This is a genomic window from Cupriavidus sp. MEYA8 (genome assembly GCF_059278825.1).
Genome location: NZ_CM181222.1, coordinates 14,668 through 37,314 on the forward strand (window position 1 = coordinate 14,668; position 22,647 = coordinate 37,314).

Here is a 22,647-nt window from a genome sequence, read left to right on the forward strand (position 1 = left end):
GTCCGGTTTGTTGCGATGCGCAATAAACCATAACAATTCGAGACGCCAAAGTCACGTTTCGACCACGCAAGGTTTGAAACAAAATGTTGGTGGGGTTGCCCGAAAGCCGCTCCGGGCAAGGCTTTGCGGGCGTTCAGGTCACACCGGGTCAAGCGCCGGCGAGCGCAAAGCTCGCCGGACCTCCGGACCAGCGTGATCGGCCGGGGTGCGGCCGTCACCCCGCGCTCGACACTTTTAATACGGTGTTACTTTTTAGCGCCTTCGCTGTAGGGATCGAACTTGCCGCTCTTTGCGCCTTCGGAATAGGTATCGAACTTGCCGCTCTTCATCCCGCCCTGGCTGTATGAATCGAACTTCTGCGCCCCGCCCTCGATCGGCTCCATCTGGTCAGGCCGCGCCCCGGGGTTGAGCGAAGTCACGTTGTCGCTTTTTGCGCCATCGGTGTACGTGCTGAACTTGTCCTGCTTGGCCCCATCGGTGTACGTGCTGAATTTGTCCTGCTTGGCGCCGTCGGTGTAGGGATTGAACTTGTCGGCCTTGCCGGTCTGGGCGTGCAGTGTGCCGAAGGCACAGGCACCGGCCAGGCCAATGATGAGATAGCGCAGCTTCATGGAATCTCCTCTCGGGGGAAAGGCGCTTGCCTTTGCGTGTGCGCCGCTGACAGCCGCTGCGGAACAGGGGATGGCAAGCGTTGGGGCAGCAATCAACGCTAGGTCAGCGCTACGCCGGTGTCAACCGCGCCGGCGCCGCCGCAATGCGGCAAAGTGGTCGTCGCCAGCCCGGCATTGCGCTTACAATGCCACCCAAACGACCCATCCGGCTTGCCCGCGCAATGCCTTCCGTCGGCTCGCGGCACGCCAACATGAAGCCAAAGGAATCGTCATGCTGCCTCGGCAAACAGACCGCACTGCCCGCCCGGCCACCCGCGCCGCCATCCGTGCCGCCATCGCCTGCGTGCTCGGCTCCACGCTGCTGCTGGCCGTGGCCGCGCCGGCCCAAGCGTACTTCGACAACTACCTGAGCGGTTCCATCATCGGCACGCTCAACGAGAAGGAAGGTGCCTCGCTGTCGCAATCGGTGCGCAAGGCGCTGAACGATACCGCCGACGGCCAGTCGGTGACGTGGACCTATCCGGCCAGCGGCCGGCGCCAGCAGGTGGATGGCACCATCACCCCTGTTGAAAGCAAGACCGACAAGGGCCAGCAGTGCCGGCGGCTGGAGTCGGAACTCAAGCGCGGCAGTTCGCAGGAGCACTGGAAAGGCTGGTTCTGCAAGCAGCCCAGCGGGCAATGGAAGGCCCGCCACGTCGACGGCTGAAGCAGGCGCCCCGCGCGCGCACGAGCAGTGCTTAGGCCACGCTCATGCGGCGCGCGACGGCGCCCGCTGCGGCCGCGCAGCCGGATCGATCTGCGCGCTACCCGGCCGCTCGAACCATTTTGCTTCAGGCACGTAGACAGTCTTCTCCGGCTGCGCCATGAAGTGCGGCGACATGATCTGCACGCCGTGCGTGTTGAACTGATCCTGGATCGCCGCGTGCAGCGCGGATAGCGCATAGAAGCGGTTGCGCGGGTCATCCAGCGCGGCAAACAGTTCGTATTCGACATAGAAGTCCGACAAGCCACGCTGCAGCACGAACGGCGTCGGTGACGCCGCCACGTGCTCGGCCTGCGCGGCCGCGGCCAGCAGCATGGCATGGACCTGCCGCCACGGCGTGTCGTAGCCGATGGTGACCGAGGTCGAAATCATCGCGGCCTGCCAGACCTCTTTCGTGCCGGTATCGCGCACGCTGCCGTGCCGGGTGTAGTTGTGGATCGCGCTGCCGACCACCACCGCATTCGGCAGCGTCACCTCTTCATTGCGCAGGTTGATGACCTTGACCGACAGCGCATCGAGCGAGGCCACCGTGCCGACGGTGTCGCCGATGCATACCATGTCCCCGCGCCGCAGCGCGCGCGAGTACACCACCACCATGCCGCTCATCAGCTGGTTGACCACGTTGGCCGAGCCCAGCGTCACCATAAAGCCGAGCAGCACCGACAGGCCCTTGAACACATCGCTTTCCGAGCCCGGGATATACGGGTAGGCGAAGGTGAAGCCCAGCGCCCAGATCAACGCCGCGGCCAGGCGCCGCGTGGCGCCGGCGGTCTCGGCATGCAGCCCGGGCACCGAGATCTGGCCCTTCTGCACCGCCTTGAAGATATTCGATACCAGCCGCTGCACCGCGCGCGTGATCAGCAGGATCACCACTACCGTCACCAGCCCTGGCACCGCCCCAACCATCGACACGGCAATGCCTGACAGCAGGTGGAGGATGAACGCGCCCATGCGGTCGCCCATCGGCTGCGTCAGCGGAAACTGTTCGAGCGCGAAGTCCAGCCAGGCAAAGGCCAGCACCAGGACCACGCCGACGGCAACGATCTGCACCAGGCGCGCAACCAGCTGGTAGAGCGTGCCGGTCCAGTCGAACTGCCCGGCCCGGCGTTCGAGGTGCTGCGCCACGTGGCGCTGCAATGCCGAGCGCAGGCGCGCGCGCAGCGTCACGCTGGCGCGCGCGACGCCCCAGGCCAGCGCGGCCAGCACGCCCAGGCCGAGCAGGCTCAGCGCCCCGCCGCGGAACAGGTTGGGCCAGTGCAGGTGCGCACGCCGCGCGGCAATGGCCTGGCGCAGCGCCGCCGCCGCCTGCGCGCCGGCAGCTTCCAGCGTGAGGTTGTCTTCCGGGGAAAGGTCTTGCATGGCCAGGGCGAACAGCAACCGGTCGCCGAGCCGGAACGCGATCATCGGCGCGTCGCCGAGGGTGCCGCTGAGCTGCCCGAGCGGCTGGGCCAGTTCGGCTTCGGTGAGACCGTCGAACAACTGCTGGGCGCGCGCTACGCGCATGGCCGGCGTCGCGCCGCCGATGGCTGCGCGCAGCGTGGCGATGGGACGGTCCATCAGCCGCAGTTCCGCGACTTCGCCGCTGGGCACGGCGATCGGGACTGGTGCCGTTGCCGGTGCCAGCGTGGCCGCCCATGCCGGCAGGCACAGCAGCGCCAGCGTCCACAGGATTGCGATTCGCCGCCACCAAGCTGCAAGCGCTGCCATAGACGCTCCTGTCCGAGGGTTGCATTGCGCCGGCCCGGCACTGCAGGCCAGGCCGGCACGATGCCCGCTAGCATAGCGTGCACAGCTGCGCACGCAAAGCCGTCGCGCAGGAACGAAAAAAAGGAGGCCGTAGCCTCCTGTCTCGATCCGCCGCAACGACCCTGCCTTTCCCCCCGGAAGGCACGGCATGGCGTGCCACAGGGCTGTTGTTCACGCGGCAGGGTCATGTGGACATGGCCCCGCCGTCGTGCCACGCCATCGCAGCGCAGCGGCATGGCGGCACGGACGCCGGCCGCTTCCCCGCTTCCCCGCTTGCCGGGGAACCGGGCACCGGGCGCCCGCCGCCATCGGCAGCGCGCTCAGGCGCCTTTCTTCGTCATCGGGTCCTTGGTAGAGGGAGCGTGGCTCTTGTTTTTCTTGGCGCTGGTCTTCTTGGCCTTGGCCTTCTGCTTGCCGTCGGCCTTGGCCGGCGCAGCCTTGTCGGCAGCCGGTGCCGCCGGCGTGGCGGGGGTTGCCGGAGTGGCCGGCGTTGCCTGCGCCATCGCGCCCGCACCGAACATTGCCAGCGACAGCATGACGATCCACTTCTTCATTTCGGTCTCCTCGTGAGCCCTGCGTGTAGGAATGCCTGCAATGACCGGCACGCGATTCGCGCCGGGTCATTTGCATCAACGAGGACGGTTTGCACGCGGTTGACCGGGACAAACCCTGACAGGAGCATCGGCGCCGCCGGCGGGGTCCGGCTCAACTCAGCGCCTCAACTCAGCGGCACAGCCTGCGCAGCAGTTCACCCGCGATCGTGCCGGGGCCGGCAGGCTGGAAGGTGCCGTACCGCGGCGCGCGGATCGTATAGAGCGAATTGCCGCGCGCGTAGCGCTTGCTGTACAGCGTCTGCTCGACCACCGCGAACATCGACGTGGCACAGTCGAGCACCATGCGCTTGAGCGACGAGCGGATCGGTTCGCCGTTGGCGGTGCGGATCACCCCAGACGGTGAATTGCGCATCAGCACGACACCGACCTGCGTGCCCTGGCGCCGGGTCGCCGACTGGTCGAAGTACGAGACCACGCCGTTGGCCCCCATCAGCGGCAACCAGCGCTGCGGGTCGGGTGCACCAGGGTCGGGCGCTGCCACCAGACGGCAGCCTTCCCTGGGCGTGGAGCGGAACACGGTGCCGGCGTCCGGCGCCTGGCACTCGTAAAGGCCGGCGGCCGCGGCCGGACGCTGGGCCGGCATGGCGCTGCCTTCGGCATGAGCGGCCGGGACGGCCAGGCCGAACATGCAGCCCGCCAGCGCGGCCGCATGCCCAAAAACACGGAACATCATTGAATTGCCCTCGTATAGACGGGAAAAGCGAGCCGCATTGTCGCACACGAAAGGCACGATGTGGCCGCTATGCACCGGTTGCGCACACGCACGCAAATGTCGTCGCCCCGCCCTCCGGGCCAGCAATGTGCTAACTCGTGTACTACAAATAGGGTATGGAGGCCGGCCATGCGTGGCGACGCCCGTTGCGGCGCCGCCCCATGCGAGGTCCGACAGCAACGCAGCACCCCAAGCCTTGCTTCCCATGCCACGACAAGACCAAGAAGCCTGTCAGGACCGCCATGCAAGTTGTTGCGATCTCGCTCCCGCGCCCACAGCGCGTACCGGTCGTCGGGGGCACCGGCAGCGTCGCTTTGCCGCACGCTCAATGCCGCTAGTCGTCCGACACACCGCCGCGGCGAGCCTGCTGGCCCTCCCCCTTTGCCTCGGCACCGCCCACGCCGCGCCGGCCGTGCAGCTGGGCTACGGCTTCGACGAGACCCATCACGTGCAGAAGGTCGAAATGGCCATGCTGTGGGATTCAGGCTTTGCGTGGGGCAATCCGCAGGGCTGGCTGGTCGACCTCCAATGGGAAGTCAATATCGCGCGCTGGAACAGCAGCAGCGACAACAATCCGCATGACCTGTGGGAGTTCGGCGCCTCGCCGGTGGTCCGCATCGGCTGGTGGAAGCACGCGTGGGCGCCGTTCCTCGAACTGTCGGTCGGTCCGCGCTTGCTGACGGGAACGCGCACCTCGGACGACCATGTCATTTCCACGGCGTTCCAGTTCTCGGAATACGCGGGCCTGGGCGTAACCTTCGGCTCGGACCGGCGCTTTACCGCGGGCTACCGCTTCCAGCACCTGTCCAATGCCGGCATCAAGGAGCCCAATCCTGGCACCAGCTTCCACGTCATCTATCTGCGCTACCGCTTCTGAGCGCCGCTGGCTGCGCGGCGCCCAGCGTTTCAAACAGGGCGCGCGTGGCTTCATCGGCGGGGAAGAAGGACTCGATGCGCAGCTCCTGCAGCGTGATGTCCTGCGGAATGCCAAGCGTGGTCAGCGTCGAGAACAGCGACGCACGGAACGCGCCCGCATGCAGCACCACCGGCAGCACCGGCGGCGGCGGCCCTTCGGCGCCGTCGTCATCGGGGAGCAGTGCGCCGCCGGGGCCGACCATGTCGGGATGCCACGCGGCGATGCGCCGGAAGATCTCGCGCGCGGTCTGGTCGTGGGCCTGGCTCTGCAACTCCTGCCAGACGCGCCGCAGCAGGTAGCGTCCGACCTGGCGCGCGTTCTCGATCACCGGCCACAATCCCTGTGGATCGAACACCGACAGCATCAGGTTGACCCGGCGCGGACCGCCGCCATGCCCGCCGCCCCGCCCGCCTTCGTCCTCCAGCGACGCGGGCGCGCGTCCGTCGAGCAGCGTATCGAGCATGCGCCGGTAAGCCTGGTTGGCGTCGACCAGGTTCCAGAACCGGTCCAGCACCACGGCCGGGTACGGCTCCTGCTTGGACAGGATCAACGCGATCGCCTGCTGCACCATCTGCAACGGCGGCGAGGCCAGCGCATGCTCGCTGTAGGCCGGGGCGAAGCCGCCCGCCAGCAGCATGCGGTTGCGCTGGCGCAGCGGCACGCCGAGTCGCTCGGCCAGCGCCAGCACCATTTCGCGGCTGGGGCGGGCGCGGCCGGATTCCAGGAAGGAGATGTGGCGCTGCGACACCCCGGCGGCCAGCGACAGCGCCAGCTGGCTGTAGCCGCGCTTGCTGCGCCAGTAGCGCAGCAGGCCGGGGAAGTCGAGAGTGGTTTCGGAGGCGGGGGTCAGCGTTTCCATGCACTTATTAGAGCATGGCCTGGTGCTGGGAGCGACTACCTGCCAGGTAATAGCAGCAATTCCCTGTCAGCGATTGCCTTGCCGCCGCTGCGACGCAGGCGTCACAGCGACGACTTCCTGTAATAGTCCGAATGGTATGCTTGCCCTCTTTGAACTCCCGGCGCGCAAAGGGCGCGCACTTTGATGGAAATTGCCATATTACTGGCGCTGATCTTGCTGAACGGCGTATTCGCGATGTCCGAGATCGCGCTGGTCACCGCGCGCAAGGCGCGCCTGCAGCGGCAGATCGAGAACGGCGACCGGGGCGCGATCGAAGCCGTCAAGCTGGGCGAGGATCCCACGCGCTTCCTTTCGACGGTGCAGATCGGCATCACGTCGATCGGCGTGCTCAACGGCGTGGTCGGCGAATCGACACTGGCGCAGCCCTTCGGCGACTGGCTGCACAGCAGTGTTGGCATGTCAGAGTCCACCGCCGGCTACGTCGCCACCGCGATCGTGGTGGCGGGCCTGACCTATTTTTCCATCGTGCTGGGCGAGCTGGTGCCCAAGCGCCTGGGCCAGATGGCCCCCGAAGCGATTGCGCGCCTGGTGGCGCGCCCGATCTCCTGGCTCGCGGTGGCGTCCACCCCCTTCGTCAAGCTGCTGTCGAGCTCCACCCGGCTGGTGCTGCGCCTGCTCGGCACCAAGACCGACAGCGGCCCGGGCGTGACCGAGGAAGAAATCCACGCCCTGCTGGTCGAAGGCTCCGAGGCCGGCGTGATCGAGCAGCACGAGCACACCATGGTGCGCAACGTGTTCCGCCTCGACGACCGCCAGCTGGCTTCGCTGATGGTGCCGCGCGGCGACGTCATCTACTTGGACGTGGACGCACCGCTGGAAGAAAACCTGCGCCGTATCGAGGAATCCGACCACTCCCGCTTCCCTGCGGTGCGCGGCGGCATGCACGACATCGTCGGCGTGGTCAGCGCGCGCCAGCTGCTGGCGCGCCGACTGCGCGGCGAAGAGGCCGACCTGATGGCAGTGATGCAGCCGGCGGTGTTCGTGCCCGAAAGCGTCACCGGGATGGAGCTGCTGGAAAACTTCCGCGCCTCGGGCGGCCAAGTGGCCTTTGTCATCGACGAATACGGCGAGGTGCTGGGGCTGGTGACGCTGCAGGACCTGATCGAAGCCATCACCGGCGAGTTCAAGGCCGAGGCCGCCGGCGAGGAATGGGCGGTGCAGCGCGACGATGGCTCGTGGCTCCTCGACGGCCTGATCCCCATCCCCGAACTGAAGGACCGCATCGGGCTGCGCCAGGTGCCTGAGGAAGAAAAGGAGCGCTACCACACGCTGTCGGGCATGCTGCTGCTGCTGCTCGGACGGCTGCCACAGATCGCCGACCGCGTCGAGTGGGGCGACTGGCGCTTCGAGATTGTCGACATGGATGGCAAGCGCATCGACAAGGTGCTGGCTTCGCGCCTGCCACCTGAAGACGGCCCGGAAGAAGAAACGACCGGCTGATGCCGCGCGGTGTTCAGGCAACCTCTTCGAGTGAAGCGCCAGCACCACATTGCCCCCCCGTCAAACGATAGGTGCGTAGTCCGCAACTTGTCGCAAATTGCAAGGTCTTGCCCCCGGCTTGGCTTAAGATCTGGCCTTGCAGCCCGTTGCGCTGCAGCAGGCGCGCGCAGTCACGCCTGACGAGAGCAGCCGGCCCGCGCCAGCGGTCCTGCCAGACGTGGACCACTGACAACGGGGAGACGCGGGACAGCGCCGCCAGCACGGCCTCCGCCCGCAGCACGATTCATGTATCCAGATGCCGACGATCCCGGCGGGACGCCATTGGGCGCATCGGGAAGCCCACAAGCGCCATCCGATGCGGACGCCCCGGCGCGGCCGGCCGGACTGCTGCGCTGGCGCAGCCCCGTGCTGGGGCGCGTGGCGCCGCAGGACTTCCTGCCGGCGCTGGAAACGCTCGGGCTGGTTGAACGCTTCGGCGGCTGGCTGCTCGACAGCGTGCTGCCGCTGGTGCGCAGCTCCGAAGCGTTTGCGCCGCTGCAATTTACGCTGCTGGCCTCAAGCGCGCAGCTGCACCGCCCGCAAATGGTCGGTGCCCTGGCACGGGCCATCGACACCGGCGGCATTGCCGCGGAGCGCCTGTGCATCGAGCTGCCCGCCAGCGCGGTGCCCCCGGTCGCCGGTATCCTCGATTGCTTTGCAGACTTGCGCCGGCTACCTGCTGGCGCAACCTTTCCCGGCGGCCTGGCTGGTGCAGACGCACGCCGCTATCCGGCGGCGCGCCCGCGAGCTGCTGTCGCCGGCAGGCTGAAGCGGCCAAGCCGGGCGGCGCCAGCGGCGCCAGCTGTTGTACCAGCTGTTGTACCGATTGCACGATTTACAAATTGGCACATACCAGATATCAACCGCGCTGACAGCGGCGGTAAAATCTGCCTCAAACCCTCAACCTAATGGAAAGGAGCCCGGCGTGAAGAAAGGTTGGATCTGGTGCGTTCTGTTTGCCACCCTGTTGGCTGGCTGCAACACGATGGCAGGACTCGGACAAGACATTCAGCGCGGCGGCCAGAAGCTGGAAAGCTCGGCGGACCGGCACAAGTAAGCCGGACCGCCACAACCGCGCAATGACGCGGCCTGGCCGCGTCTGCAGCAAAAACGGCACGCCCCGCGGCGTGCCGTTTTTGCATTGCGCTCAGCCCTTGCTGCGCAGCGCGCGTGCCTGCTCGGCCAGCGAACGAATACGGCCCCAGTCCTTGCCGGCAACCGCGTCCTTGGGCACCACCCACGACCCGCCCACGCACACCACGTTGGGCAAGGCCAGGTAGGTCGGCGCCAGCGCGGCATCGATGCCGCCGGTCGGGCAGAAGCGCAACTGCGGCAGCGGTCCGCCCAGCGACTTGAGCATCGGCACCCCGCCGGCCGCCTGCGCCGGGAAGAACTTCAGGAAGGTGAAGCCGGCCTCCAGCGCCAGCATGGCCTCGCTGGCCGTGGCCACGCCCGGCAACAGCGAGATCCCCGCGCCCTGCGCGCCCTGCGCCAGCGACGGGGTCAGGCCGGGCGACACGGCAAATTTGGCGCCGGCATCGCGCACGGCATGCAGCTGCTCGACCGTCAGGACCGTGCCGGCGCCCACGTACGCCTGCGGCAGCGCGGCGGCCACGGCCTTGATGGCTTCCAGCGCGACCGGCGTGCGCAGCGTGATCTCAAGCAGCGGCAGGCCGCCGGTGACCAGCGCCTCGCTGACGTGCAGGGCCTCATCCACCGAATGGAATTCCAGCACGGGGATCACCGGCACATCGGCCAGCAGGGGGAGCAGCGGGGAAGTCTGGTTTTGCATGTCGGTCTCGGGATAAAGGGTTCAGGAAAGCAAAGTCAGGGAATGCAGCCGGCTTAGCCGCCGCTCAGCCGCCAATCACCGAAACCGATTCGGCCAGCCGGGCCATCACGGTCTGCGCATCGGGGATCGGCGCCACCGCGCCATAGCCGGTGGTGGACAGCGCCGCGGCCACGTTGGCGTAGCGCGCGGCCTCGAACGGGTCGGCGCCCGCCGCCAGGCGCGCGACGAAGCTGCCGCCAAAGCAATCGCCGGCACCGGTGGCATCGACCGGCTTGACCGGATACGGCGCCACCAGCGTGCGCGACTCGGGCGTGGCCACGTAAGCGCCCTCCTCGCCCAGCTTGAGCGCCACCAGGCCGATGCCGCAGCCGAGCAGGTAATCGACGACGGCATCGCGGTCGTCCAGCCCCGTCAGCACGGTGATGTCGTCCCAGCTGGGCAGGCACACGTCGGTCAGCGCGAACGCTTCGCGCATGATGCCGCGCGCGCGCGCCAGCGACCACAGCCGCAGGCGCAGGTTGGTGTCGAGCGTGACTTTGGTGCCGGCCTTGCGCGCATGCTCCATCGCCGCCAGGCCCGCATCGCAGGCGCTGGTGCTGATGGCCAGGCTGATGCCCGACAGGTGCAGGTAGCGCGCCGCGGCGATCGCGCCCAGCGGCAGTTGCTCATGCTGGTAGCGGCTGGCGGCGGAACCTTCGCGCAGGTAGTCGAAGCGGTGGCCGTGGTTGTCGTGCGAGACAAAGTAGACGCCGGTCGGCGCGGACGGGTCCACGTGGACGTAGCGCGTATCGACCCGCTCCTGCGTCCACAGCGCGCGCAGGCGCTCGCCGAAGGTATCGGCGCCCACCGCGCTGATATAGCCGGTGCTGGCGCCCTGCCGCGCCGCGGCGATGCAGAAGTTGGAGGTATCGCCACCAAAGCCCTGCAGGTAGCGGTCGGGATCGTCGGGCTGCTGGTTGAACTCCACCAGCGGCTCGCCGTAGGCCAGGATATCGATGCTCATGGGGTGGCCCGCCTCAGAAGAAGGTTTGCACAATGTCGATCACGCGCAGGTCATGATCCAGCACCGGGATATGGCGCCACTTGTCGAAGGTCAGGCAAGGGTGCGAGATATCGAAGGCGACCATGTCGCCGACCTGGATGTCGTCGCCCGGCTTGATTTGCAGGTAGGCGTGCTGGTCCATCATGCCGGTCACTTCCCAGTGCGCGGGCACGTCGACCGGCGCCTCGCTGCCCGGGCGGTACAGCTGCGCGGGAGTCGGCATGCCGGCATCGAAGGCAGCATCGCGCTTGCCCATGCCGATGATGACGCGGTCCGGCTCGGGGATCGACTGCACGTAGGCCCATAGCTGCAGCGCCGGCAGCAGGCCCTCGCGCATCTTCTGCGCGACCGGGTTGCTGGCCAGGATGCGCTGCTGCGCGGCGCGATAGATGCCCACGTCATGGGTCAGGTAGCAGCCGGGGCGCAGCACGATGTCGATCGGCGTGCCGATGTCGGTGCGCGCGAATTCCTCGGCAACCACGTCATACCAGGCCGAGCCCGCGCCCGACATCACCACCGGGCTGCGGCCGAAGCGGCCCTGCTGCGCCAGCTGCCGCGTCACCGCCACGGTGCGCTGCAGGAAGGCGCGGATATCGGCCTCTTCCTTCAGCACGCCTTCATAGATCTCGACACCCGCCAGCGACAGCGCCTGCGGCCAGCGCGCCAGCGCGTCGAGCACGGCCTGTTGCTGCGCGTCGTCGCGCACGCCGGTGCGCCCGCCCGCCACGCCCAGCTCCAGCAGCACCTGCAGCGTCTGGCCGCGCTCCTTGAAGAACTTGCCGAGCTGGTCGACCAGCGCGGCGGAGTCCACCAGCGCGAAGAACTCGAAGCCCGGATCGTCGCGCAGGAGGTCCGCAATGATTTCCATGTTGCGGCGGCCCACCAGCTGGTTGGCCATCAGCACCCGCTTGACGCCGTGCGCATGCGCCGCGGCGGTCTGGTGCGCGGTTGCCAGCGTGATGCCCCACGCGCCGGCGCCAAGCTGGCGCGCGAACAGCTTGGGTGCCATGGTGGTTTTGCCGTGCGGCGCAAGCTGCACGCCGTACTCGCCCATAAAGCGGCGCATCCATTCCAGGTTGTGCGCAAGCCGGTCTTCGTAAAGCACCGCGGCCGGCAGGCTCAGTTCTTCCTGCAGCAGGCTCCAGCCGGTGCGGGCGGCGTCCGGTGCCAGCGGGGCCTCCAGCCGCCCCAGCGCCTTGTTGAGCGGATCGATCACGCCGGCCTGATACTTTATTTCACGCATGCTTGTCATCACCCTGAAAAAATCTGATTGACGTAATGATACCCCTGAAAATAAGATATTTCATCCTTGTTATAAAGTAACACGTTGACAGCACACAGGGAACCGCAGAGACAACGCCCAAGCTCGCGCCCGTCACTGTTATAGCCCTTGCGGACAGCGTCCGCCGCCTGCGTCACTTTGCCTCACGGCCCTGCCCCCAGCCACCCAACCATGACCGCGCCCTTCGACATCCTGACCCGCATCGCCGAGCGCGGCCCCGCGCTGCGCCTGGCCGAGCAGAAGGTCGCGCAGGTGGTGCTGGAAGACCTGGCCGGCGCCGCCGCCGCGAGCATCAACGAGCTGGCGCGCAAGGCCGGCGTCAGCGAGGCCAGCGTGACCCGCTTCGCCAAGGCCATCGGCTGCCGCGACGTGCGCGACCTGAAGCTGCGGCTGGCACAGGCCACCGCGGTGGGTGCGCGTTTCCTGCAACCCGGCGGCGCCGATGCAGCTGCCGAAGCCCCGGCAACGCTGGCCGACAGCATCCATGCCGACATCCTGACCGCGCTCGAAGTCAACCGCGGCCTGCTGGACGCGCAGCGCATCGAAGACGCCGCGCGCCTGTTGCTGGGCGCACGCATGGTCTACGCTTTTGGCATGGGTGGCGGCTCGTCGTTCCTGGCCGACGAGGCGCGCCACCGCCTGGCGCGGCTGGGCCAGCCGGTGGCCAGCTACCAGGACGGGCTGCTGCAGAAGATGGTGGCGGCCACGCTGAGCCGCGACGACGTGGTGCTGGCGTTCTCGGCCAGCGGGCGCGTGCCGGAAATGCTGGCCAGCTGCGAGATCGCGCGCGAATACGGCGCAAAGCTGGTCGCGGTGACCGCGCTGGGCTCGCCGCTGGCCGCACGCGCCGACGTGCTGCTGCCGGTGCGCACGCTGGAGACGGATTTCATTTTCAAGCCGTCGGCGTCCCGCTACGCGATGCTGATGGTGCTGGACGTGCTGGCCACCCAGTGTGCGCTGCTGCAGCAGGACCAGAGCAAGGAGCGCCTGCGCCGGCTCAAGTACGTGCTGGACAGCCACCGCGGTGAGAGCGGCCCCACCCTGGGCCCGGACAGCCGCCAGCCGCTGGGAGACTGACCATGCCACACCTGTTCGATACCCTGATCCGCCTTGTCACGCTGATCGACGGCTCCGGCGCCGCCGCGCGCCTGGCCGACGTGGCGCTGCGCGACGGCCGCATTGCCCGCATCGATGAAGGCGGCGCGATCGATCCCGATGCCGCCGCGCACGTGGTCGAAGGCCACGGCCTGGTGCTGGCACCGGGCTTTATCGACGTGCATACGCACGACGATACCAACGTGGTGCGCCAGCCCGAGATGACGCCCAAGCTGTCGCAGGGCGTGACCACCGTGATCGTCGGCAACTGCGGCATCAGCGCCGCGCCGGTGACGCTCTCCGGCGAGCCGCCCGACCCGATGAACCTGCTCGGCCATGCCGACGCGTTCCGCTACCCCAGCTTCAAGGCCTACGTCGACGCCGTCGATGCCGCGCAGCCCGCGATCAACGTCGCCGCGCTGGTGGGCCATACCGCGCTGCGCAGCAACCATATGGACCGGCTCGACCGCGCCGCCACGCCCGCGGAAATCGCGGCCATGCGCGCGCAGCTGGAAGAGTCGCTGCAGCACGGCGCGCTGGGCCTGTCCACCGGACTTGCCTACGCCAATGCCTTCAACGCGCCGACCGAGGAAGTGCTGGCGCTGGCCGAGCCGCTGGCCCATGCCGGCGCGCTCTACGCCACGCACCTGCGCAGCGAGTTCGCCGAGATCCTCGACGCCATGGACGAAGCCTTCCGCATCGGCCGCCATGCGCGCGTGCCGGTGGTGATCTCGCACCTGAAATGCGCGGGCGTGGACAACTGGGGCCGCAGCACCGAAGTGCTCGACGCACTCGACGGCGCGCAGCGCTGGCAGCCCGTGGGCTGCGACTGCTATCCCTATACCGCCAGCTCGTCGACGCTGGACCTGAAGCAGGTCACCAGCGACTTCGACATCATGGTGACGTGGTCCGAAGGCGCGCCCGAGATGGGCGGCCGGCTGCTGGCCGATATCGCCGCCGAATGGCAGGTCGACCTGTACGAGGCCGCGCGCCGGCTGATGCCCGCCGGCGCCGTCTACCACTGCATGGAAGATGCAGACGTCGACCGCATCCTGAGCCACCCCGCCACCGTGGTCGGCTCGGACGGCCTGCCCAACGACCCGCTGCCGCATCCGCGCCTGTGGGGGGCGTTCCCGCGCGTGCTGGGCCACTATGCGCGCGACCGCGAGCTGTTCCCGCTCACCGTCGCCGTGAACAAGATGACCGGCCTGTCCGCCGAGCGCTTCGGCCTGCATGGCCGCGGCTTCGTGCGCGAAGGCTACTGGGCCGACCTGGTGCTGTTCGACGCCGCGACCATCCGCGACGCCGCCAGCTTCACCGACCCGATGCAGCCCGCCGAAGGCATTGCCGCGGTCTGGGTCAATGGCGAGCTGTCATGGCAGCAGCGGCAGCCGACCGGCATCCGCGCAGGACGCTTCCTGGCGCGCGGCGCCGACTGATTCGCTCCCTCTCCCTTTTCTTTCAATTTTTTCCCGGCAACAAATTCCAGGAGTACCCATGGACATCAAACGATTCGGCGTGGAAGGCGGCACCGGCCAGGGCGGCGCGCACATGCCCTTTGCGCGCGCAGTGGCGGCCGACGGCTGGCTCTACGTTTCCGGCCAGGTGCCGATGGTCGGCGGCGAGCTGATCGATGGCGGCATCGTGCCGCAGACCCACCAGGCCATCAAGAACGTGCTGGCGATCCTGGCCGAGGCCGGCTACGGCCCCGAGCACGTGGTCCGCTGCGGCGTGTGGCTGGACGATGCGCGCGACTTCGCCTCGTTCAACAAGATCTTCAAGGAATACTTCGGCGCCAACCCCCCGGCACGCGCCTGCGTGCAGTCGAGCATGGTGGTGGACTGCAAGGTCGAAGTGGACTGCATCGCGTACAAGAAGCCGGCGGCCTGAGCCTGCTGCCTGGTTGATTAACTGCTTCCCGACTGTTTGCTCCCCTCTCCCGCGCGGGGGAGAGGGCCGGCGTCACCACGAAGTGAGCCGCCACGGTGCTTGCCACGCGCCCGCCCTCTCCCCAATCCCTCTCCCGCAAGCGGGAGAGGGAAGAAAACAACAAGCCTAAACCTCTGCTGCCGCCACAAGCGGCCTTTATTCCACACAAGGAGACAATATGGGTCCCGTCACCGGAACCACGCTCTTGGTGTATGCGCTGATCGCCGTGATCGCACTGGTGGTGCTGATCGCGCGCTACAAGCTCAACCCCTTCATTACCCTCGTTGTCGTCTCGGTGCTGCTCGGCTTTGCCGTGGGCATGCCGATGGGCGACATCGTCAAGTCATTCGAAGCCGGTGTCGGCGGCACCCTCGGCCATATCGCGCTGGTGGTGGGCCTGGGCACCATGCTCGGCAAGATGATGGCCGAGTCGGGCGGCGCGGAACGCATCGCCAACACGCTGATCGATTTCTTCGGCGCCAAGAACGTGCACTGGGCCATGGCGACCATCGCCTTTATCGTCGGCCTGCCGGTGTTCTTCGAGGTCGGCTTCGTGCTGCTGGTGCCGATCGCCTTCAACGTGGCCAAGCGCACCGGCACGTCGATGGTGGTGGTCGGCATCCCGATGGTGGCCGGCCTGTCGGTGGTGCACGGCCTGATCCCGCCGCATCCGGCCGCGCTGCTGGCCGTGACCGCGTACGGCGCGGACATCGGCAAGACCATCATGTACGCGCTGATCGTGGGCATTCCCACGGCTGCCATCGCCGGGCCGTTGTTTGCGAAGCTGATGGACCGCTATGTCAAGCTGCCCGAGGTCAACCCGTTGGCCGACCAGTTCACCGAAGAGGATGAGCGCGTCAAGGAATCGCACGAACTGCCGGGCTTCGGCATCACGGTGTTCACCATCCTGCTGCCGGTGATGCTGATGCTGATCGGCAGCTGGGCCGACGTCTTCACCACGCCCAAGACCTTTGCCAACGACTTCCTCAAGCTGATCGGCAACTCGGTGATGGCGCTGCTGATCGCCGCGCTGGTGAGCTTCTACACCTTCGGCAAGGCGCGCGGCTTCAACCGCGAAACCATCCTGAAGTTCACCAACGAGTGCGTGGCGCCCACCGCCATCATCACGCTGGTGGTCGGCGCCGGCGGCGGCTTCGGCCGCATCCTGCGCGACTCGGGGATCTCCACGGCCATCGTCGATGTCGCCACCAGCGCGCAGGTGTCGGTGCTGGTGCTGGGCTGGCTGGTCGCGGTGATGATCCGCATCGCCACCGGCTCGGCCACGGTCGCCATGACCACCGCCGCCGGCATCGTCGCGCCGATCGCCGCCAGCGTGCCGGGCACCCGGCCCGAGCTGCTGGTGCTGACCACCGGCGCCGGCTCGCTGATCCTGTCGCACGTGAACGACGGCGGCTTCTGGCTGGTCAAGGAGTACTTCAACATGACCGTGACGCAGACCTTCCAGACCTGGTCGGTGTGCGAGACCATCATCTCGGTGGTGGCGCTGCTGCTGACGCTGGGCCTGGCCACGGTGGTCTGAGGCGCGAAAGCCGTACCGCGCACCTGTCCGCCGGGTGCGCGCGGCGGTGCCCGCGCTGCGCGGCGTGCCGGATAACGCACTGAAGCAACGGTTTACAAGGCTCCGGCAAGCGCCTAAGGTCAACCAGTGTATGACCCGTCCCGAAGCGCTTCCATGCCAATCGACCGCCGCTCATTCCTGGCCCTGGCCGCCGGGCTGACCGCCAGCGCCGCCGCCATCGCCCCTCTATCCGCCGGGGCCGCCACCGTTGCCGTCCCGATGCGCCGCAACATCCCCGGCACCACCGAGGCCCTGCCCGTCGTGGGCATGGGCACGGCCGACACCTTCAACGTCAGCAGCGAAGCCACCGAACGCAAGCCGCTCGCCGAAGTCATGGCGATGCTGTTGCGCACCGAAGGCTCGGTCATCGACACCGCGCCCAGCTATGGCAACGCCGAGGCAGTGACCGGCGACCTGCTGCGCGCGGCCAACGCCCGGCAGCGCGTGTTCCTGGCGACCAAGATCTCGGCCCAGTCCGGCGCCCCGGCGCAGGCGCAGTGGGGGCGCTCGCTGGCCGACCTGCGCGTGGACAAGGTCGACCTGCTGCAAGTGCACAACCTGATCGACTGGCAAGGCAACCTGCGCTTCCTGCGGGAGCTGAAGGAACAGGGCCGCATCCGCTACCTGGGCATCACCCATTACCGCGACGACGCGCACGAGGCGCTGGAGCGGATCGTGCGCAACGAGCGCGTCGATTTCGTCCAGGTCAATTACTCGGTGGCCGAGCGCAATGCCGAGCGCGTGCTGCTGCCGCTGTGCCAGGAGCGCGGCGTCGCGGTGCTGGTCAACCGCCCGTACCAGGACGGCCGCCTGTTCCGCGTGGTCAAGGACCGGCCGCTGCCGCAGTGGGCCGGAGACATCGACTGCGGCTCGTGGGGCCAGCTGTTCCTGAAATTCATCGTCAGCCATCCGGCGGTGACCGCCGCCATCCCCGCCACCTCCAAGCCGCGCAATATGGCCGATAACCTCGGCGCCGCGCTGGGGCGCATGCCCGATCCGGGCCAGCGCGAGCGCATCGCCGCGCTGCTGGCCTGAGGCGCGACGGGCCGCATGGACGAACCCGATCGCGACGCATCCGCCGGCGGCGGCCTGGCACGGCTGCGGCGCGGCTTCGGCATCCGCCCCGGCGAGGCCGGCGCGGTGGTGGCCGGCTTCCTGTTCTTCTTCTGCCTGTTCGCCAGCTATTTCATGCTGCGCCCGGTGCGCGAGACCATGGGCATCGCCGGCGGCGTGAAGAACCTGCAATGGCTGTTTACCGCGACCTTCGTCGTCATGCTGGCGGCGATCCCGGTGTACGGCGCGGTGTGCGCGCGGCTGCCGCGGCGGCGCTTCGTGCCGTGGGTCTACGCGTTCTTTATCGCCAACCTGCTCGCCTTTGCCTTCGCCACGCGCGCACGGCCGGACGATGTCTGGCTGGCGCGCGTGTTCTACGTGTGGCTGTCGGTGTTCAACCTGTTCGTGGTGTCCGTGGCGTGGAGCCTGATGGCCGACGTGTTCCGGCCGGAGCAGGCGCGGCGGCTGTTCGCGCTGCTGGCCGCGGGCGCCAGCGCGGGCGGGCTGGCCGGGCCGGTGCTGGGCGGCTGGCTGGTGCCGCGCATCGGGCTGACGGGGCTGATGCTGTTGTCCGCGGCGCTGCTCGCCGCGACGCTGCCGGGGGTGGGCTGGCTGTTCGGCTGGCGCCGCCGAGCCGGCGCGGGCCATGAAGTGCCCGCGGATGCCGCCAGCGATCCCGCCAACCCGGTCGGCGGCGGCCTGTGGGCGGGGCTGGCGTTGTTGCTGCGCTCGCGCTACCTGCTCGGCATCGGGCTGTTCGTGATCCTGCTGGCCACGGCCAGCACCTTCCTGTATTTCGAGCAGGCGCGGCTGGTGGCCGAGGCCTTCCCCGAGCGCACACGGCAAACCCAGGTCTTCAGCGCGCTCGACGCCACGGTCCAGGCGCTGACCATCCTGGTCCAGCTGTTCTTCACCGGCCGCATGGCGCGGCGCTACGGCGTCACGCTGCTGCTGACCGCGGTGCCGCTGGCGGTCGCGGCGGGCTTCGTGGTGCTGGCACTGGTGCCGACCTTCGGCGTGCTTGCGGGCGTGATGATCCTGCGGCGCGTGGGCGAGTATGCGCTGCTGCGGCCCGGGCGCGAGATGCTGTTCACGGTGGTCGATCCCGAGACCAAGTACAAGGCCAAGAACGTGATCGACACCGCGGTCTATCGCGCCGGCGATGCGGTCAGCGCATGGGTCAAGACCGCCATCGATACGATTTCCGGCCAACCCGCCACGGTCGCCCTGGCGGGTGCCGGGCTGGCGCTGGCATGGGCAGCACTGGGATGGTGGCTGGGGCGGCGGCACGAGACCGAGCTGGCGCCGCGGGAGGCGAGCCGCCACGCCGGGGCCGAAGGCGCGACCACGACTTCGCGCTGATCCCTGCTTCAGAACCTGGCACTGGCCTGGTGTCACCGGATGGTCGTATAGTCTTGCTCTTGCGCTCGGGCCTGCGTTGCCGGTGTCTTTGCCCGCCGCCGAGCCCATCCGTACATCTTTTCCCCGGAGGACCCCATGAAGACCAAAGCCGCCATCGCCTGGAAAGCCGGCGCCCCGCTGACCATCGAAGACGTGGACCTGGACGGCCCGCGCGCCGGGGAAGTGCTGGTGGAAGTGAAGGCCACCGGCATCTGTCATACCGATTACTACACGCTGTCCGGCGCCGATCCCGAAGGCATTTTCCCGGCGATCCTGGGCCATGAAGGCGCCGGCATCGTCACCGACGTCGGCCCCGGCGTGACCTCGCTCAAGCCCGGCGACCACGTGATTCCGCTGTACACGCCGGAATGCCGCCAGTGCAAGTTCTGCCTGTCGCGCAAGACCAACCTGTGCCAGGCGATCCGCGCCACGCAGGGCAAGGGCCTGATGCCGGACGGCACCTCGCGCTTCTCGCTCGACGGCAAGCCGATCTTCCACTACATGGGCACCTCGACCTTCGCCAACCACATCGTGGTGCCGGAGATCGCGCTCGCCAAGATCCGCCCCGATGCGCCGTTCGACAAGGTCTGCTACATCGGCTGCGGCGTGACCACCGGCGTGGGCGCGGTGCTGTTCACCGCCAAGGTGGAAGCCGGCGCCAACGTGGTGGTCTTCGGCCTCGGCGGCATCGGCCTGAACGTGATCCAGGCCGCAAAGATGGTCGGTGCCGACAAGATCATCGGCGTGGACCTGAACCCGGCGCGCGAGGCCATGGCGCGCAAGTTCGGCATGACGCATTTCATCAACCCGAAGCAGGTCGAGAACGTGGTCGACCACATCATCCAGCTGACCGATGGCGGCGCGGACTACTCGTTTGAATGCATCGGCAATACGCAGGTCATGCGCCAGGCGCTGGAGTGCTGCCACAAGGGCTGGGGCAAGTCGATCATCATCGGCGTGGCCGAGGCCGGCGCGGAGATTTCGACGCGACCGTTCCAGCTGGTGGCGGGCCGTGAATGGAAGGGTTCCGCCTTCGGCGGCGCGCGCGGCCGCACCGACGTGCCCAAGATCGTCGACTGGTACATGGAAGGCAAGCTCAATATCGACGACCTGATCACGCACACGCTGCCGCTGGAGCGCATCAACGAAGGCTTCGACCTGATGAAGCGCGGCGAGTCGATCCGCTCGGTGGTGTTGTACTGAGGACGGCGCCGACATGGAACTGTTGGAACTGATCTCGCAACACGGCTGCCATGGCGGCGTGCAGCGCTTCTACCGCCATGATTCGGCGGCGATCGGGCTGCCGATGCGCTTCTCGGTGTTCCTGCCGCCGCAGGCGCAGGGCGGCGCCAAGGTGCCGGTGCTGTTCTACCTGGCCGGCCTGACCTGCACAGAAGAAACCTTCATGATCAAGGCCGGCGCGCAGCGCTTTGCCGCCGAACACGGCCTGATGCTGGTCGCGCCCGACACCAGCCCGCGCGGCGCGGGCGTGCCGGGCGAGGCCGATGCGTGGGACTTCGGCGCGGGCGCGGGCTTCTACGTCGACGCCACCGAGGCGCCCTGGAGCCGGCACTGGCGCATGGAAAGCTATGTCGCCGAGGAACTGTTCGACCTGGTCACCACCGCGCTGCCGGGCGAGGCGTCGCGCGTGGGGATCTTCGGGCATTCGATGGGCGGCCACGGCGCGCTGGTGCTGGCGCAGCGCCACCCCGGGCGCTTCCGCTCGGTGTCGGCATTCGCGCCGATCGCCGCGCCGATGCGCTGCCCGTGGGGCGAGAAGGCCTTCACCGGCTATCTCGGCATCGACCGTGGGGCATGGACGCAGTACGACGCCACCGAGCTGATGGTGCGCCAGCAAGGCGCGCCGTTCCCGGCCGGCATCCTGGTCGACCAGGGCCTGGACGACCAGTTCCTGCAGACCCAGCTGCACCCCGACGCATTCGAGGCCGCCTGCCAGGCGGCGGGCCAGCCGCTGACGCTGCGCCGGCACAGCGGCTACGACCACGGCTATTACTTCATCACGACCTTCATCGCCGACCATATCCGGCACCACGCCGGGCAGCTCTAGCGCCTGAGCGCTCAAGCGCACCCATAGCCCCGCACCGGCCCCCATTCAGGGGATGCCCGGTGCCGGCCCCGATCCCATAATTGCTGCTCGACCGGCCTCAGAGCCGGAACAAGATGGGGTCACATCATGAACCACGTCGTCTCCCTTGGCGGCTATATCCTCGGCTGCCTGGCAGCGCTGCTGATCGCGGTGCGATGGTTGTTGCGCAATGACCCGGTGCTGCGCACCGACGAGCCGCACGAACCGCCACGACGAACCGACTAGCCAGGCGCCGCGACAGCGCCGGCACAAGCGGCGGCAACCTCACATCCCACGGACGGCACGACGGCGCGCCCCTGGCGGCGCCCGCTGGCCCTGCTCGCCCCGTATCATTACGGGTCGCGCCGGACCGGCGCATTACCGTCACGCCGCAGCCAGCCCTGTCCGATGTCCGTCCCGATCGCCCTGCTCACCATCACGACCGCGCTCAGCGCCATGATGCTGGCCATCGTGTGGTCGCTGCGCCGCTGTGGGCTGCCGGGTGTAGGCGAATGGTGCAATGCCAACCTGACCGCGACCGGGGCGCTGGTGCTGTTCTCGCTGCGCGGCATGATCCCGGATTTGTTGTCGGTTGGCGTTGCCAACGCCGCGCTGGCGTGGTCGCTGGCCCTGTTCTACGCCGGCAGCGTGCGCTTCTGCGGCGGCGTGCCGCCGTGGCGGCGGTTGCTGGCGGCGACGGCGGTGACGACTGCAGGCGTGATCGTCTGGCGCTATGCCGTCGACGTCTTCACCACGCGCGTCGTCATTGTCTCGGTCTTCCATGCGGTGCTGTGCGCGCTGATCGCGCTGACCTTGCTGCGCCGCCGCCCGCGCGGACAATCGGCACGGTTCTTCATCACGACCGCCTGCTTCGCGCTGTTTTTCGCCGCCGGCCATGCGGTGCGCGGCACGCTGTCGGCGCTGCAGTGGCTGGGCAATCCCTACCTGCAGGAATCCATGTTCCTCAACACGGTGTTCCTGACCCTGGGTGCGCTGGTGATGCCCGCGATGACCATGGGCGCGGTGCTGATGATCCATGACGCCATCGTGCGCCGGCTCGAAGCGGTCGCCAATACCGATACGCTGACCGGCGTGCTGTCGCGCAAGGCGTTCGAGGAAGGCGCACAGCGCGAGCTGGCGCGCGCCGCCGGCGGCAAGCCGGCGCCCGCACTGCTGATCGTCGACATCGACCATTTCAAGTCGGTCAACGACACCTACGGCCACGCGGCCGGCGATGCCGTGCTGCAGGCGTTCGCAAGGCTGGTGGCGGCGCAACTGCGGCCCGGCGACCTGCTGGGCCGTCTCGGCGGCGAAGAGTTCATGGTACTGCTGCCCGCCACCGGCGAGGCCGGCGCCGGCGCGGTGGCCGAGCGCATCCGCGCCTGCGTGCAGCGCCATGCGGTCACGACGGCAGCGGCGGACGGCGGCACCCACACCGTGCGCTATACCGTCAGCGGCGGCACCGCCGGCTGGCACCCGGGCCTGACGCTGGCGCAGCTGAGCGCGCGTGCCGATGCGGCGCTGTATCGCGCCAAGGTGGGCGGGCGCAACCGCATCGCGGCGCACAGCGGGCCTGCCGCGGCTACGCAGGCGGCAACGGAGACCGCGCAGGCGCTCGATGCCTGAGT

Annotated in this window: 23 protein-coding genes; 15 read left to right on the forward strand and 8 right to left on the reverse strand. The window is 68.3% G+C overall.

All coding sequences use genetic code 11. From position 1 onward, the window contains the following. Nucleotides 1-245: 245 nt before the first annotated feature. On the reverse strand, nt 246-611 hold the full coding sequence (locus AC5WJ1_RS17185) for a hypothetical protein (protein WP_133093211.1): 366 nt from the start codon (nt 609-611) through the stop codon (nt 246-248). A gap of 271 nt (nt 612-882) precedes the next feature. On the opposite strand from AC5WJ1_RS17185, the gene AC5WJ1_RS17190 reads away from it, so the two are divergent. Then, on the forward strand, nt 883-1,317 hold the full coding sequence (locus tag AC5WJ1_RS17190) for an RT0821/Lpp0805 family surface protein (protein WP_135702561.1): 435 nt from the start codon (nt 883-885) through the stop codon (nt 1,315-1,317). Between the two features lie 42 nt (nt 1,318-1,359). On the opposite strand, the gene AC5WJ1_RS17195 is transcribed toward AC5WJ1_RS17190, so the two are convergent. The 3 genes from AC5WJ1_RS17195 to AC5WJ1_RS17205 form a co-directional block, all read right to left on the reverse strand. Further along, nucleotides 1,360-3,081 (reverse strand): mechanosensitive ion channel family protein, encoded by a 1,722-nt coding sequence (locus tag AC5WJ1_RS17195; protein ID WP_135702559.1) that lies wholly within the window; start codon nt 3,079-3,081, stop codon nt 1,360-1,362. A 359-nt stretch (nt 3,082-3,440) separates the two neighbouring features. Next, entirely contained in the window at nt 3,441-3,674 is a 234-nt protein-coding gene (locus tag AC5WJ1_RS17200) for a hypothetical protein (protein ID WP_135702556.1), read from the reverse strand. 169 nt (nt 3,675-3,843) lie between these two features. After that, the gene (locus tag AC5WJ1_RS17205; protein ID WP_135702554.1) at nt 3,844-4,407 is read right to left on the reverse strand and encodes a surface-adhesin E family protein; all 564 of its coding nucleotides are present in this window, start codon (nt 4,405-4,407) and stop codon (nt 3,844-3,846) included. Nucleotides 4,408-4,774: 367 nt separating this feature from the next. Between AC5WJ1_RS17205 and AC5WJ1_RS17210 the strand changes: the two genes are divergently transcribed. Continuing rightward, nucleotides 4,775-5,323, forward strand: coding sequence for an acyloxyacyl hydrolase (locus AC5WJ1_RS17210; RefSeq protein ID WP_494476801.1), 549 nt, complete (start codon nt 4,775-4,777; stop codon nt 5,321-5,323). Here AC5WJ1_RS17210 and AC5WJ1_RS17215 read toward each other — a convergent pair. Continuing rightward, nucleotides 5,298-6,221: a helix-turn-helix domain-containing protein gene (locus AC5WJ1_RS17215; RefSeq protein WP_135702552.1), complete on the reverse strand. Its 924-nt coding sequence runs from the start codon at nt 6,219-6,221 to the stop codon at nt 5,298-5,300. The two genes, AC5WJ1_RS17210 and AC5WJ1_RS17215, sit on opposite strands and share 26 nt — an antisense overlap. A gap of 183 nt (nt 6,222-6,404) precedes the next feature. Here AC5WJ1_RS17215 and AC5WJ1_RS17220 point away from each other — a divergent pair, with 183 nt between their 5' ends. The 3 genes from AC5WJ1_RS17220 (at nt 6,405) to AC5WJ1_RS17230 (ending at nt 8,817) form a co-directional block, all read left to right on the forward strand. Continuing rightward, complete coding sequence (locus tag AC5WJ1_RS17220) at nt 6,405-7,721, forward strand: hemolysin family protein (RefSeq protein WP_135702550.1); 1,317 nt, start codon at nt 6,405-6,407, stop codon at nt 7,719-7,721. Between the two features lie 417 nt (nt 7,722-8,138). After that, the gene (locus AC5WJ1_RS17225) at nt 8,139-8,669 is read left to right on the forward strand and encodes an EAL domain-containing protein (RefSeq protein ID WP_240745787.1); all 531 of its coding nucleotides are present in this window, start codon (nt 8,139-8,141) and stop codon (nt 8,667-8,669) included. Between the two features lie 16 nt (nt 8,670-8,685). Then, entirely contained in the window at nt 8,686-8,817 is a 132-nt protein-coding gene (locus AC5WJ1_RS17230) for an entericidin A/B family lipoprotein (protein WP_010814145.1), read from the forward strand. Nucleotides 8,818-8,907: 90 nt separating this feature from the next. On the opposite strand, the gene AC5WJ1_RS17235 is transcribed toward AC5WJ1_RS17230, so the two are convergent. The 3 genes from AC5WJ1_RS17235 to AC5WJ1_RS17245 form a co-directional block, all read right to left on the reverse strand. Beyond that, entirely contained in the window at nt 8,908-9,552 is a 645-nt protein-coding gene (locus AC5WJ1_RS17235) for a bifunctional 4-hydroxy-2-oxoglutarate aldolase/2-dehydro-3-deoxy-phosphogluconate aldolase (protein ID WP_133093220.1), read from the reverse strand. Nucleotides 9,553-9,616: 64 nt separating this feature from the next. Continuing rightward, a complete protein-coding gene (locus AC5WJ1_RS17240) occupies nt 9,617-10,555 on the reverse strand; it encodes a sugar kinase (protein ID WP_135702544.1) in 939 nt (312 codons plus the stop codon). A gap of 13 nt (nt 10,556-10,568) precedes the next feature. Further along, nucleotides 10,569-11,837: an amino acid deaminase gene (locus AC5WJ1_RS17245; protein ID WP_195427396.1), complete on the reverse strand. Its 1,269-nt coding sequence runs from the start codon at nt 11,835-11,837 to the stop codon at nt 10,569-10,571. A 210-nt stretch (nt 11,838-12,047) separates the two neighbouring features. Between AC5WJ1_RS17245 and AC5WJ1_RS17250 the strand changes: the two genes are divergently transcribed. The 10 genes from AC5WJ1_RS17250 (at nt 12,048) to AC5WJ1_RS17295 (ending at nt 22,645) form a co-directional block, all read left to right on the forward strand. Then, the gene (locus AC5WJ1_RS17250; protein WP_135702540.1) at nt 12,048-12,953 is read left to right on the forward strand and encodes a MurR/RpiR family transcriptional regulator; all 906 of its coding nucleotides are present in this window, start codon (nt 12,048-12,050) and stop codon (nt 12,951-12,953) included. A gap of 2 nt (nt 12,954-12,955) precedes the next feature. Next, nucleotides 12,956-14,410: an N-acyl-D-amino-acid deacylase family protein gene (locus AC5WJ1_RS17255; protein ID WP_135702538.1), complete on the forward strand. Its 1,455-nt coding sequence runs from the start codon at nt 12,956-12,958 to the stop codon at nt 14,408-14,410. A gap of 58 nt (nt 14,411-14,468) precedes the next feature. Then, complete coding sequence (locus tag AC5WJ1_RS17260; RefSeq protein ID WP_063240271.1) at nt 14,469-14,861, forward strand: RidA family protein; 393 nt, start codon at nt 14,469-14,471, stop codon at nt 14,859-14,861. Nucleotides 14,862-15,078: 217 nt separating this feature from the next. Then, on the forward strand, nt 15,079-16,440 hold the full coding sequence (locus AC5WJ1_RS17265) for a GntP family permease (RefSeq protein WP_133093225.1): 1,362 nt from the start codon (nt 15,079-15,081) through the stop codon (nt 16,438-16,440). Between the two features lie 153 nt (nt 16,441-16,593). Next, complete coding sequence (locus AC5WJ1_RS17270; protein ID WP_133093226.1) at nt 16,594-17,514, forward strand: aldo/keto reductase; 921 nt, start codon at nt 16,594-16,596, stop codon at nt 17,512-17,514. 15 nt (nt 17,515-17,529) lie between these two features. Continuing rightward, complete coding sequence (locus AC5WJ1_RS17275) at nt 17,530-18,894, forward strand: NTP/NDP exchange transporter (RefSeq protein ID WP_135702534.1); 1,365 nt, start codon at nt 17,530-17,532, stop codon at nt 18,892-18,894. A 135-nt stretch (nt 18,895-19,029) separates the two neighbouring features. Further along, complete coding sequence (locus tag AC5WJ1_RS17280) at nt 19,030-20,136, forward strand: S-(hydroxymethyl)glutathione dehydrogenase/class III alcohol dehydrogenase (protein ID WP_494476802.1); 1,107 nt, start codon at nt 19,030-19,032, stop codon at nt 20,134-20,136. A 22-nt stretch (nt 20,137-20,158) separates the two neighbouring features. Then, the gene (gene fghA, locus AC5WJ1_RS17285) at nt 20,159-21,001 is read left to right on the forward strand and encodes an S-formylglutathione hydrolase (RefSeq protein WP_494476987.1); all 843 of its coding nucleotides are present in this window, start codon (nt 20,159-20,161) and stop codon (nt 20,999-21,001) included. 126 nt (nt 21,002-21,127) lie between these two features. Continuing rightward, on the forward strand, nt 21,128-21,265 hold the full coding sequence (locus AC5WJ1_RS17290) for a hypothetical protein (protein ID WP_165971434.1): 138 nt from the start codon (nt 21,128-21,130) through the stop codon (nt 21,263-21,265). A 162-nt stretch (nt 21,266-21,427) separates the two neighbouring features. Further along, nucleotides 21,428-22,645: a GGDEF domain-containing protein gene (locus tag AC5WJ1_RS17295; protein WP_195427399.1), complete on the forward strand. Its 1,218-nt coding sequence runs from the start codon at nt 21,428-21,430 to the stop codon at nt 22,643-22,645. Nucleotides 22,646-22,647 lie beyond the last annotated feature (2 nt).

Bases quoted from the DNA above. Each gene is read 5' to 3' on its own strand.
- AC5WJ1_RS17185 (WP_133093211.1), bottom strand. From the start codon at position 611: ATGAAGCTGCGCTATCTCATCATTGGCCTGGCCGGTGCCTGTGCCTTC.
- AC5WJ1_RS17190 (WP_135702561.1), top strand. From the start codon at position 883: ATGCTGCCTCGGCAAACAGACCGCACTGCCCGCCCGGCCACCCGCGCC.
- AC5WJ1_RS17195 (WP_135702559.1), bottom strand. From the start codon at position 3,081: ATGGCAGCGCTTGCAGCTTGGTGGCGGCGAATCGCAATCCTGTGGACG.
- AC5WJ1_RS17200 (WP_135702556.1), bottom strand. From the start codon at position 3,674: ATGAAGAAGTGGATCGTCATGCTGTCGCTGGCAATGTTCGGTGCGGGC.
- AC5WJ1_RS17205 (WP_135702554.1), bottom strand. From the start codon at position 4,407: ATGATGTTCCGTGTTTTTGGGCATGCGGCCGCGCTGGCGGGCTGCATG.
- AC5WJ1_RS17210 (WP_494476801.1), top strand. From the start codon at position 4,775: ATGCCGCTAGTCGTCCGACACACCGCCGCGGCGAGCCTGCTGGCCCTC.
- AC5WJ1_RS17215 (WP_135702552.1), bottom strand. From the start codon at position 6,221: ATGGAAACGCTGACCCCCGCCTCCGAAACCACTCTCGACTTCCCCGGC.
- AC5WJ1_RS17220 (WP_135702550.1), top strand. From the start codon at position 6,405: ATGGAAATTGCCATATTACTGGCGCTGATCTTGCTGAACGGCGTATTC.
- AC5WJ1_RS17235 (WP_133093220.1), bottom strand. From the start codon at position 9,552: ATGCAAAACCAGACTTCCCCGCTGCTCCCCCTGCTGGCCGATGTGCCG.
- AC5WJ1_RS17240 (WP_135702544.1), bottom strand. From the start codon at position 10,555: ATGAGCATCGATATCCTGGCCTACGGCGAGCCGCTGGTGGAGTTCAAC.
- AC5WJ1_RS17245 (WP_195427396.1), bottom strand. From the start codon at position 11,837: ATGCGTGAAATAAAGTATCAGGCCGGCGTGATCGATCCGCTCAACAAG.
- AC5WJ1_RS17250 (WP_135702540.1), top strand. From the start codon at position 12,048: ATGACCGCGCCCTTCGACATCCTGACCCGCATCGCCGAGCGCGGCCCC.
- AC5WJ1_RS17255 (WP_135702538.1), top strand. From the start codon at position 12,956: ATGCCACACCTGTTCGATACCCTGATCCGCCTTGTCACGCTGATCGAC.
- AC5WJ1_RS17260 (WP_063240271.1), top strand. From the start codon at position 14,469: ATGGACATCAAACGATTCGGCGTGGAAGGCGGCACCGGCCAGGGCGGC.
- AC5WJ1_RS17265 (WP_133093225.1), top strand. From the start codon at position 15,079: ATGGGTCCCGTCACCGGAACCACGCTCTTGGTGTATGCGCTGATCGCC.
- AC5WJ1_RS17270 (WP_133093226.1), top strand. From the start codon at position 16,594: ATGCCAATCGACCGCCGCTCATTCCTGGCCCTGGCCGCCGGGCTGACC.
- AC5WJ1_RS17275 (WP_135702534.1), top strand. From the start codon at position 17,530: ATGGACGAACCCGATCGCGACGCATCCGCCGGCGGCGGCCTGGCACGG.
- AC5WJ1_RS17280 (WP_494476802.1), top strand. From the start codon at position 19,030: ATGAAGACCAAAGCCGCCATCGCCTGGAAAGCCGGCGCCCCGCTGACC.
- AC5WJ1_RS17290 (WP_165971434.1), top strand. From the start codon at position 21,128: ATGAACCACGTCGTCTCCCTTGGCGGCTATATCCTCGGCTGCCTGGCA.
- AC5WJ1_RS17295 (WP_195427399.1), top strand. From the start codon at position 21,428: ATGTCCGTCCCGATCGCCCTGCTCACCATCACGACCGCGCTCAGCGCC.